General features: G+C 64.2%; 10 protein-coding genes. 6 read left to right on the top strand and 4 right to left on the bottom strand.

The features are described 5' to 3' along the window. Nucleotides 1-270: 270 nt before the first annotated feature. Nucleotides 271-486 (bottom strand): hypothetical protein, encoded by a 216-nt coding sequence (locus UB43_RS13735; RefSeq protein WP_045211791.1) that lies wholly within the window; start codon nucleotides 484-486, stop codon nucleotides 271-273. A gap of 199 nt (nucleotides 487-685) precedes the next feature. Here UB43_RS13735 and UB43_RS13730 point away from each other — a divergent pair, with 199 nt between their 5' ends. Beyond that, the gene (locus UB43_RS13730; protein ID WP_045211789.1) at nucleotides 686-1216 is read left to right on the top strand and encodes a hypothetical protein; all 531 of its coding nucleotides are present in this window, start codon (nucleotides 686-688) and stop codon (nucleotides 1214-1216) included. Here the strand turns inward: UB43_RS13730 and UB43_RS13725 are convergent. After that, the gene (locus UB43_RS13725) at nucleotides 1207-1419 is read right to left on the bottom strand and encodes a hypothetical protein (RefSeq protein ID WP_045211788.1); all 213 of its coding nucleotides are present in this window, start codon (nucleotides 1417-1419) and stop codon (nucleotides 1207-1209) included. The genes UB43_RS13730 and UB43_RS13725 overlap by 10 nt on opposite strands. A 120-nt stretch (nucleotides 1420-1539) precedes the next feature. Here UB43_RS13725 and UB43_RS13720 point away from each other — a divergent pair, with 120 nt between their 5' ends. Continuing rightward, entirely contained in the window at nucleotides 1540-1953 is a 414-nt protein-coding gene (locus UB43_RS13720) for a helix-turn-helix transcriptional regulator (protein ID WP_045211787.1), read from the top strand. A gap of 9 nt (nucleotides 1954-1962) precedes the next feature. Here UB43_RS13720 and UB43_RS13715 read toward each other — a convergent pair whose 3' ends face one another. After that, on the bottom strand, nucleotides 1963-2844 hold the full coding sequence (locus tag UB43_RS13715; protein WP_045211784.1) for a DUF6685 family protein: 882 nt from the start codon (nucleotides 2842-2844) through the stop codon (nucleotides 1963-1965). A gap of 149 nt (nucleotides 2845-2993) precedes the next feature. On the opposite strand from UB43_RS13715, the gene UB43_RS13710 reads away from it, so the two are divergent. Then, on the top strand, nucleotides 2994-3215 hold the full coding sequence (locus UB43_RS13710) for a DUF2835 domain-containing protein (protein ID WP_045211782.1): 222 nt from the start codon (nucleotides 2994-2996) through the stop codon (nucleotides 3213-3215). Between the two features lie 53 nt (nucleotides 3216-3268). Next, on the top strand, nucleotides 3269-4294 hold the full coding sequence (locus UB43_RS13705; protein ID WP_045211779.1) for a quinone-dependent dihydroorotate dehydrogenase: 1026 nt from the start codon (nucleotides 3269-3271) through the stop codon (nucleotides 4292-4294). 103 nt (nucleotides 4295-4397) lie between these two features. Here the strand turns inward: UB43_RS13705 and rmf are convergent, their stop codons facing one another. Next, on the bottom strand, nucleotides 4398-4616 hold the full coding sequence (rmf, locus tag UB43_RS29180) for a ribosome modulation factor (protein ID WP_081519407.1): 219 nt from the start codon (nucleotides 4614-4616) through the stop codon (nucleotides 4398-4400). Between the two features lie 481 nt (nucleotides 4617-5097). Here rmf and rlmKL point away from each other — a divergent pair, with 481 nt between their 5' ends. Both rlmKL and UB43_RS13695 read left to right on the top strand, forming a co-directional pair. Then, nucleotides 5098-7281, top strand: coding sequence for a bifunctional 23S rRNA (guanine(2069)-N(7))-methyltransferase RlmK/23S rRNA (guanine(2445)-N(2))-methyltransferase RlmL (gene rlmKL / locus UB43_RS13700; RefSeq protein ID WP_045211776.1), 2184 nt, complete (start codon nucleotides 5098-5100; stop codon nucleotides 7279-7281). Between the two features lie 102 nt (nucleotides 7282-7383). Continuing rightward, on the top strand, nucleotides 7384-9795 hold the full coding sequence (locus UB43_RS13695) for a diguanylate cyclase (RefSeq protein ID WP_045211774.1): 2412 nt from the start codon (nucleotides 7384-7386) through the stop codon (nucleotides 9793-9795). Nucleotides 9796-9831: the final 36 nt, after the last annotated feature.

The raw sequence follows: 9831 nt of genomic DNA, 5'->3' as shown, positions 1-9831 counted from the left end.
AAAAACCTCCAGGCGTGTCGAAGAGCCCTGTTCAGAGGTCTGAGTGACTGAGAGGGCTTTTCGCGAAGCAGAATGCGGACGGAGTGGCGAGGCCTTTGCCTACGTTGTGGGGCTTGGCAAAGCAGGCCACCCGAAGGGGAGGACGACTGGCCCTGCGCGCACGCCGAGGCGGCGCAGAGACTCCCGATCAGAAGAGCAGAAAGCAAGGCCGACAGGGCTGGACTGCAGGAGCGTCTCGCGGAGGCAATCAGAAACAGGAGCGACGTGAAATCAGCTCCCGCTCCGCCCATCCTCACGTGGCTCGGTCAGCGCCCGGCGGTACTTGGCGTACAACTCATCGGACATGGTGCTGGCACCCAGCATCTTCAGCGCGAAGGACTTCACTTGCTCATCGCTGTAAGGCTCGTGCTGCGGCGCAGGCTGGCTGGCGCAGCCCACCAGCCATAAAGGCAGGGTCAGGGAGAGAAGGGCGAGGGCACGGTTCATGGTTTTCACACGCAGGCTGGTTCGGGATGGTTGTCAGGCTATCAACCGCTCGATGCGAGCAGAAATCATCCCGTTCAATAGTGGGTATCGTTTCTGGCGACTTCGGACGCCTTTGTCTTACAGAAAGTTCCCAGCTGCGGCGTTTTACGGCGAATACGGATATCCTTTCCGGCTGTCTATCCCTATTCAGGACCTCCCCATGAAAGCGCAACTCGTCGAACTCCTCACGCTGATCAGCTCAGGCTGCCTGGGGGAAGATGAGATCCAGCAGGTCGCCGACGAGGCTTCGCAGGCCTACGCCGATCCGACCGCCTTCCTCGCCGCCAATCCGGACATCAACTACGACGAGGACTTCCCTATCCCGCTGGGTGAGTGGGTGGTGGTGGGCAGCCTGCCGGAAATCGTGCTGTTCATGGGGGACAGCTACGAAGAACTGTTCAGCGAGATCCGCGCCTCCTTCGACCCGAGCGTGAGCTTCGTGCTGCAGGCAAAGCAGCTGCGCAAGGCCGAGCCGATGGCCGCGCTGAACCGTATCCAGACCCAGCTCGGTGCGCTGTACCCGGAAAAGGGCGGCTACGTGCTGGTGGACTTCAGCGAGCCGCTGGATACCGAACTGCAGTGCGTGCTGGTCTATCGCAATGACCTGGAACGCGTCCTGGCACTCTGCGTGGATATCGGCATTCCCGCCGTACCGGCGCTGCAGGCCGCCCAGGAAGCGGATCAGGACTGATCCGGCTGCGTCAGCAGGAGCAGGGCGCCCAGGTCGACAAGGACCTGGCTGCCCTGACGACACGTCGGTATCACTCCCTGATCGATCCAGCCTTGCACAATGGCGGGACGATCGTTCAGACCGACCAGCTGCGCAAAGCGCTGGGGCGTCACGTAATAGCCACCTGCGAGCAGGTCAGGGCTGAATCCGCTTTCCTCGTTCATGCTGTGTCCCGCACCATCCCGTCCTTTGATCCACGGCCTCTGCGGCGGTCTGGGCTGTGAATTTATCCTAATTGTTAGGGTGTTTTTCCGGGCTTTGGCAGTCTCGGAGATGGATGACGCATGATGAAGAAACGTTTCCTGTTCACTGCGGGAGAAAGACTACGGGCGCTTCGCTCGTTGACGGGGCTATCACGCCGCGCTTTCGCCGAGACGGTCGGCATGAAGGCCAAGGATGTCGAGAACATCGAGTACGGCAACCAGCGCATGCGTGACTTTGATTTCCAGAAGGTTTGCAGCGTGTATCCGGACTTCGCCCGCTGGATCACCTATGAGGGGCCGATCGATTCGGAAGAGGTGAACTGGAAGGTGGAGGATTCCGCCCAGCGCGCGGCGGTCTACCTGGTGAGGAGCAATCCGCAACTGCTGGCGACCCTGGGGCTCAGCCTGGAAGAGTGGCAAGCCCGGCACCATGAGGTGCTGGAGAGCCTGGACGAGGAAGAACGCCAATTCGGCGAGAATGTGCCTGAGAGGTGATTGCGCGGGTCAGGCAGTCTTTCCGGCGTGGCGCAGATAGGCGATCACGTCTGGCGCACCGGCCTCCCGCAGCCCGTGGCCGAAGGCGTCGGACTGCGGATGGTCCCGAGGCAGCAGCAGACTCTCCGGGGTTTCGGAGTTGAACAGGCCGAAGCGGGCATAGGGCATGCCGGTCTCCAGCAGCAGTTCCATGAAGGACGCGTCGCTCCAGGCCTTGGCCGGCATGGCCAGCATGTGGAAGTCGCGCTCCAGCTCATCCAGTGCAGAGGCTTGCAGCTCGAAGCGCTGAATGCTCGCCGGCAGGATGATCTCCAGCCCCCGGCGGCGGGCATAGACCACCGCATTGGCCAGTTCGCAGGGATGATTGTCGTCATCCCAGAACAGCCGCGCGCCGTGCCAGCCCGCACTGCGTAACAGCAGTGGCGCCTTGCGCTCGAAACCGGGCAGGGCTACGCCGAGCACCTTGGTGAAGTCGTTGTAGCTGATGATCCGCACCTTGCGGCACTGCTCGCAGTTGGAGAGTTCTTCAAGCCCTGCCAGGGGGCTGTCAAGCAGGCTGCGGCAGCAGAGGCCATCGATGCTCCGAATGTCGACAGCGGGATGCTCTTCGCGGTGGCTGGTCACCAGGCGCTTGAGAACGCTATGAATGCGCGCCTTGTCTTCCTGCACGGGGCCGGACAGTGCGCCGCGAGGCAGGTCGATCAGCCGGTACAGCGGTGCGCCGGACTGCCAGCCAAGGCCGGCAGGCCAGTTGGGCAAGGGTTCGAAGGGCAGGGACAGGCTCCGGCTGCGCTCGGCGACGTTACGCCCATCGGCACTGCCAATGCCCAGGCGCTGGGCAAGGGCAGCCAGCCGACTGGTCACGCTGCGGGGGCGAGGTGATTGACTCATGGACGACGCAAGACTCCCGATGGCCGGCGGGTCAGTGCAGGAAGCGCCGGGCCCGATGCGCGGCGAATTGCCTTAAGCATAGAAAACCCTGGCGCTGTTGGGCGCATGCGTTGTGGCAAAATTCTTTCCTTCACTTGCTGGAGGCCTCCATGGCTTGCGTTGTGCTGGATATATCCCTGTCGGCGGACCGGCTGCAGGCGCTCTATCGTGGGCATGCCAACCGGGTCCAGGTGACCAGTCGCGATGGCCGACGGGTCAATCTGCCGGCGCATCACCTGCGTCCATTCGTCACTCACTCCGGAGTCCACGGCAGCTTCGAGCTGGAATTCGACGATTCCGGGCGGCTGCTGGCGCTGCGTCGCCTCGCCTGAGCGAGGGCGGGCTGGCTATAATAGCGCCCCATTTTGCCGACCGATGCCCGACCATGTACAGCCTGGCCCGCGAGCTCCTGTTCAAGCTCTCCCCGGAAACTTCCCATGAATTGTCCATCGACCTGATTGGCGCTGGCGGCCGCCTGGGCCTCAACGGCCTGCTGACGCAGGCGCCCAAGAGCCTGCCAGTAAAGGTCATGGGGCTGGAATTCGCCAACCCCGTGGGACTGGCCGCCGGCCTGGACAAGAACGGCGACGCCATCGATGGCTTCGCCCAGCTGGGCTTCGGTTTCGTCGAGATTGGTACCGTCACCCCGCGTCCGCAGCCGGGCAACCCCAAGCCGCGTATCTTCCGCCTGCCGCAAGCCACCGCGATCATCAATCGCATGGGCTTCAACAACCACGGTGTCGATCACCTGATCGAGCGGGTCAAGGCGGCGAAGTACAAGGGCGTGCTGGGCATCAACATCGGCAAGAACTTCGACACCCCGGTCGAGCGCGCGGTGGACGACTACCTGATCTGCCTGGACAAGGTCTACGCCCACGCCAGCTACGTCACGGTCAACGTCAGCTCGCCGAACACCCCCGGGCTGCGCAGCCTGCAGTTCGGCGACTCGCTCAAGCAACTGCTCGAAGCGCTGCGCCTGCGCCAGGAGGACCTGGCCGTGCAGCACGGTCGTCGCGTGCCGTTGGCGATCAAGATCGCCCCGGACATGAGTGATGAGGAGACTGCCATGGTCGCCGCCGCGCTGATCGAGTCGGGCATGGATGCGGTGATTGCCACCAACACTACCCTGGGCCGCGAAGGCGTCGAGCACCTGCCGTTCGGCAACGAGGCGGGCGGCCTGTCGGGCGCTCCGGTGCGCGAGAAGAGTACCCACATCGTCAAGGTGCTGGCGGGTGAGCTGGGTGGTCGCCTGCCGATCATCGCCGCCGGCGGTATTACCGAAGGCGCGCATGCAGCCGAGAAGATCGCCGCGGGCGCGAGCCTGGTGCAGATCTATTCCGGGTTCATCTACAAGGGCCCGGCGCTGATCCGCGAAGCGGTGGACGCCATTGCGGCGGCCAGGCGGGCGTAAATACCAGTAGTGGAAATAAGTAGGGCTCCTCTCGGAGCCCTTGGGCTTGCGCCCTTTTCCGCCCGGATGGGGCGGCTTGGGGAAGTCGTGGGTGACCCTGGATTCAGCCTGTTGCGTGCTGCAATTGGTTCACTCGTTGAATACCGGCGGCGCCGGTCAAACCATCCCAGTTGTCGCCGCGGCCCTCACGCCAGCCGTTGAGCCAGGATTGCCGGGTGGTGGGATGGGTAAACGGACAGAGGTCGCGAGATTTTCCAGTAATGCCGTGCTGATAACCACGCAAAAAGGCTCTTTCCAACGGATCACGCTTAAGTCTTCTCATAGGGTGTTGCCCTCACTTGTTGACTGTTATGTCCCGTTGGCCCCCCCAGGGAGGCCGGGCGGAATGTTCCGCCAATGGGGCGCATTGCCGGCGTGACGCGCCCCGCCCGACACCATTGCGGTGAAGGATTACCCCGAGTTCTATCGAAAGGTTCCGGGGCTGTGAATGACCAATTTGTCATAAGGACGTAACTCTTATGGGTTTGGGCCATAAGGTTCGTCCGGTTTGCAAAATGCCAGTACGGCATAACCCGCCAGCGGCGGGAGCTTGCCAAGGATCAAGAGGAATGTGTGTCTAATTGAGACCGCCTCTCGTTCCGACGAGTGGGATGACTTTCTGCGACGCGAGGCCGCAGGCCGGTTGCCGGTCCATCCCTGAAAATGACTACAGGGGTTGCCTGGGTTCTCTCGAATGAACCCAAGGTGGCCGACAAGGCCATTAGCGGCTTTGATGAAAGGGCTGTGGCCCGGGAACTATTTGCATGTCGGATTTGCACGATCTCTTCCTCACCTGCCCGAAAGGGCTCGATGGCCTGTTGCTGGAAGAAGCCCAGGCGCTCGGGCTGACCGAGGCGCGCGCCCAGGTTTCGGCCGTTCGCGGCAAGGGCGACCTGGAGACGGCTTATCGCCTGTGCCTCTGGTCGCGCCTGGCCAACCGCGTGCTGCTGGTGTTGTCGCGCTTCCCGGTGAGCAACGCCGAAGACCTCTACCTGGGGGTCAACGCCGTACCGTGGGGCGACCATCTGGAGGCCGGCGGCAGCCTGGCGGTGGAGTTCAGCGGCAAGGGCTCGGGCATCGACAACACCCACTTCGGCGCGCTGAAGGTGAAAGACGCCATTGTCGACAACCTGCGCGCCGAATTCGGCCAGCGGCCGAGTGTGGACAAGGTCAACCCGGACATCCGCGTGCACCTGCACCTGGATCGCGGCCAGGCCGTGCTGTCGCTGGACCTTTCCGGTCACAGCCTGCACCAGCGTGGCTACCGCTTGCAGCAGGGCGCTGCGCCGCTGAAGGAAAACCTTGCCGCTGCTGTGTTGATCCGCGCCGGTTGGCCGAAGATCGCCGCTGAAGGCGGCGCATTGTCCGACCCGATGTGCGGTGTCGGTACCTTCCTCATCGAGGCCGGTCTGATCGCCGCCGACGTCGCGCCGAACCTCAAGCGTGAGCGCTGGGGCTTCAGCAACTGGCTGGGCCATGTGCCGGCGATCTGGAAGAAGCTGATCGAGGAAGCCCAGCAGCGTGCCGAAGTCGGCCTGGCCAGGACTCCCCTGTGGATTCGCGGCTACGAAGCCGACCCGCGTCTGATCCAGCCGGCGCGCAACAACATCGAACGCTCCGGCCTTGCCGAATGGGTCAAGATCTACCAAGGCGAGCTGGCCACCTTCGAGCCGCGCCCGGACAAGGGCCAGAAGGGCCTGATCATCTGCAACCCGCCCTACGGCGAGCGCCTGGGTGACGAAGCCAGTCTGCTGTACCTCTACCAGCACCTGGGCGAGCGTCTGCGCCAGAGCTGCCTGGGCTGGAGTGCCGGAGTATTCACCGGCGCGCCGGAGCTGGGCAAGCGCATGGGCATTCGCAGCCACAAGCAGTACGCCTTCTTCAACGGTGCGCTGCCTTGCAAGCTGATCATGCTCGACGTGGAGCCGCGTCAGTTCGTGACCGGCGACCGCGGCGAGCGCAGCGAGTCGTCGCCGGCCCGGGGCGCCGCGGTGATCGAGCAGGCGCGTCTGAGCGAAGGCGGGCAGATGTTCGCCAACCGTCTGCAGAAGAACGTCAAGGCGCTCGGCAAGTGGGCGCGCAAGGAAAAGATCGAGTGCTACCGGGTGTATGACGCCGACATGCCCGAGTACGCCCTGGCCGTGGATCTCTACCGCGACTGGGCGCACGTGCAGGAGTACGCGGCACCCAAGTCCATCGACCCGGAGAAGGCGCAGATCCGCCTGCTCGATGCGCTCGCCGCATTGCCGCAGGCGCTGGGCATCCCCACCGAGCGCATCGTCATCAAGCGTCGCGAGCGCCAGACCGGTAAGAAACAGTACGAGCGGCAGAATGCCGAAGGCCGTTTCATGGAAGTGGAAGAGGGCGGCGTGAAGCTACTGGTCAACCTGACCGACTACCTCGACACCGGCCTGTTCCTCGACCACCGCCCGATCCGCCTGCGCATCCAGCGCGAGGCTGCCGGCAAGCGCTTCCTCAACCTGTTCTGCTACACCGCCACGGCCACCGTGCATGCCGCCAAGGGCGATGCGCGCAGCACCACCAGCGTCGACCTGTCGAAGACCTACCTGGACTGGGCGCGGCGTAACCTGTCGCTCAACGGCTTCTCCGACAAGCAGCGCCTGGTGCAGAGCGATGTCATGGAATGGCTGCGCGAGGACCGCGGTGAATATGACCTGGTGTTCATCGACCCCCCGACTTTCTCCAACTCCAAGCGCATGGAAGGCGTGTTCGATGTGCAGCGCGACCATGTCGAGCTGATCGACCTGGCCATGGCGCGTCTGGCCAAGGGCGGGGTGCTGTACTTCTCCAACAACTTCCGCAAGTTCGAGCTGGATGAAGGGCTGGCAGCGCGTTACCAGGTCGAGGAAATCAGCGCCCAGACGCTGGACCAGGACTTCGCCCGCAACAGCAAGATCCACCGCGCCTGGCGCATCAGCGTACGCTAGGGCCCGAGCGGCGCACGGCCCGGGCCGTGCGTCGCGCGAAAGCTGGGCAAATGGCCATCGGCTGCTATAAAAACTGAGTCACCCTGAGAGTTGGGAAAGCGCATGACTCAGTTGCCGGCCTACGAGCAGTTGCCCGCCGCTCAGGGAGTCGCCAGCCAGAAGAAAGCCCTGCGTGCCGCCGGCGTCGTGCTGGTGGCCGGCCTCTTGCTGACGGCGTTGCTCGGCTGGAATGCCTGGCGCAACGCCCGCACCTTTCTGGAACAGCAATTTTCCCTCGCTGCCAACGAGCGGATCGAGCGCCTGCGCGAGCGGCTATCGAATCAGCAGAGCGAACTGGAATCGATCCAGCGCTTCTTTGAGAACTCCACAAACGTTTCCCGCGAGGAGTTCGAACACTTCGTCAGTCCGTTGCTGGGCGATACGCTGGGTTACGCCTGGCTGCCGCGCGTGGATCAGCGTCAGCGCGAGGCCTTTGAAGCCCGCGCCCATGATGCCGGCATGCTCGACTACATGCTTTTCGAGCTGGACCTGCAGGGTCAGCCGATTCCGGCACAGGTTCGCGAGCGCTATTTTCCCGTCCTCTATGGTGCCTCCGAGTACCTGGAGGAGATGCCCCTGGGCCTGGACCTGAACTCGACCCTGCCGGGGCGCGAGTTGACCCAGCGCGTGGTGAAGACGCGCTCGGTGGCGGCCTCGATACCCGTGGTCCTGCCGGGTGCGCCGCCGGCGGATTCCACCGGTTTGCTGCTCGCGGCGCCACTCTATCGCAGCAGCACGAAGCCCAGCCCGACAGCCGAAACCCGAGTCGGTATCCAGGGCATCCTGTTGGCAGCGATCAGCTACCGCCTGCTCATCGAGCAGGGATCGGAAGCGCGCGGCGAGCAGTTGGCGCTGACACTGCGTGATGCTGGCGACCCGCGCCCGGATGTGCCGCTGTATCGCAGCCCGGTGGCGGCCGATCAGACGGCGGGACTGGTTGCCGAGCGGCACCTGCCTTTTGCCGGACGTGACTACCTGGTGCGCGTCGAGCCTTCCAGCGACTTCCTGCGGCGTAACCAGGGGCATCCGCAGCTCTGGGTGGCGTTCGCTGGCGGGCTGACTTCGCTGTTGTTGGCGGGCTATGTGCTGGCGCTGCTGGGGCAGCGCCAGCGCGCCCTGCAACTGGTGGACGAGCGCACCGCCGAACTGCGGGCCAACCAGCTGGAGCTGCAGGAGAACCAGGCGCGCCTGCACTTCGCCATGGACAGCGCCGGCCACGGCGTCTGGGACTGGAGTCTGGATACCGGCAACGTGTTCTATTCCCATGCCTGGAAGGCCATGCTCGGCTACCGCGACAGTGAGGTGGGCACAACCACCGACGAGAGCCTCAGCCGGGTCCATCCCGATGACAAGGTCGCGCGCTGCGATGCGCTGCGCCGGCATCTTCGCGGCGAAACCTCGCTGTATCAGAGTGAGCACCGGTTGCGCTGCAAGAGTGGGCGCTGGCTCTGGGTGCTGGATCGTGGCCAGGTGGTCGAACGCGACAACGACGGTTCGCCGCGACGCATGATCGGCACCCAGACCGACATCAGTTCGCGCAAGGCCGCCGAGCTGGAACTGGGCGAGGTCAACAGTCGCCTGCACGGCCTGCTCGATGCGGCGACCCAGGTGGCCATCGTCTCGACCGATCTGCGCGGCTTCGTGCGCAGCTTCAATGTGGGCGCCGAGCGCATGTTTGGCTACAGCGCCCAGGAAGTGATCGGGCGGCCGGTGCCGGAGAACGTCTTCGTCAAGGATGAGATCCGTCGCCGCGCGCAGGACCTGTCGAGCACGCTTGGACGCGAGATTCGCGGCTTCGACGTCGTCGGCGCGCTCGTGGGCGAGGGGCACGAGGAGCACGAGTGGACCTGTGTGCGCCGCGATGGCCGGCAACTGAAGATCAACCTGATCATTACCGGCGTGCGCGATTCAGCGGGCAACACCACGGGTTATCTGGGCATCGCCACTGACATTACCCGGCGCAAGGAGGCGGAGATGGAGTTGCGTCGCCTGTCGGTCACCGATGCACTGACGGGCATCCACAATCGCCGCTACTTCAAGGAGCAACTGGATCAGGGCATGGCGCGCTGTGCCCGCAGTGGCGATCCGTTGTCGCTGGTGATGTTCGACATCGACCACTTCAAGGACATCAATGACCGCTTCGGTCACGAGGCGGGCGATATCGTGCTGGTCACCCTGTGCCAGCGCATCGCGCAGCGCCTGCGCAAAGTGGATGTGTTCTGTCGGATCGGTGGCGAGGAATTGGTGGTGCTTTGCCCGGGGAGCACCACGGATCAGGCCTGGCAACTGGCGGAGGCACTCTGGAAGGCCCTGCGCGGGCAGCCGATGGAGGGCGTCGGCGTGGTGACGGCGAGCTTCGGCGTTGCCTCCTGGTGCCCCGGCGAAAGCGCGGACGACCTGATGCGCAAGGTGGACCGCGCAGTGTATCGCGCCAAGCGGCTGGGTCGGGATCGTCTGGAGAAGGTCGAAGCCTGATGCGAAAACCCCGGCCAGTTGGCCGGGGTTCGCGTG

The organism is Pseudomonas sp. 21 (genome assembly GCF_000955805.1).
Classification (GTDB): domain Bacteria; phylum Pseudomonadota; class Gammaproteobacteria; order Pseudomonadales; family Pseudomonadaceae; genus Pseudomonas.
The sequence above is the reverse complement of the archived record's forward strand: the minus strand, read 5'-3'. Positions and strand labels throughout refer to the sequence as shown.

Coding starts and splice junctions, on each gene's coding strand:
- UB43_RS13735 (WP_045211791.1), bottom strand. CDS start 486: ATGAACCGTGCCCTCGCCCTTCTCTCCCTGACCCTGCCTTTATGGCTG.
- UB43_RS13720 (WP_045211787.1), top strand. CDS start 1,540: ATGATGAAGAAACGTTTCCTGTTCACTGCGGGAGAAAGACTACGGGCG.
- UB43_RS13715 (WP_045211784.1), bottom strand. CDS start 2,844: ATGAGTCAATCACCTCGCCCCCGCAGCGTGACCAGTCGGCTGGCTGCC.
- rmf (WP_081519407.1), bottom strand. CDS start 4,616: ATGAGAAGACTTAAGCGTGATCCGTTGGAAAGAGCCTTTTTGCGTGGT.
- UB43_RS13725 (WP_045211788.1), bottom strand. CDS start 1,419: ATGAACGAGGAAAGCGGATTCAGCCCTGACCTGCTCGCAGGTGGCTAT.
- rlmKL (WP_045211776.1), top strand. CDS start 5,098: ATGTCGGATTTGCACGATCTCTTCCTCACCTGCCCGAAAGGGCTCGAT.
- UB43_RS13730 (WP_045211789.1), top strand. CDS start 686: ATGAAAGCGCAACTCGTCGAACTCCTCACGCTGATCAGCTCAGGCTGC.
- UB43_RS13705 (WP_045211779.1), top strand. CDS start 3,269: ATGTACAGCCTGGCCCGCGAGCTCCTGTTCAAGCTCTCCCCGGAAACT.
- UB43_RS13710 (WP_045211782.1), top strand. CDS start 2,994: ATGGCTTGCGTTGTGCTGGATATATCCCTGTCGGCGGACCGGCTGCAG.
- UB43_RS13695 (WP_045211774.1), top strand. CDS start 7,384: ATGACTCAGTTGCCGGCCTACGAGCAGTTGCCCGCCGCTCAGGGAGTC.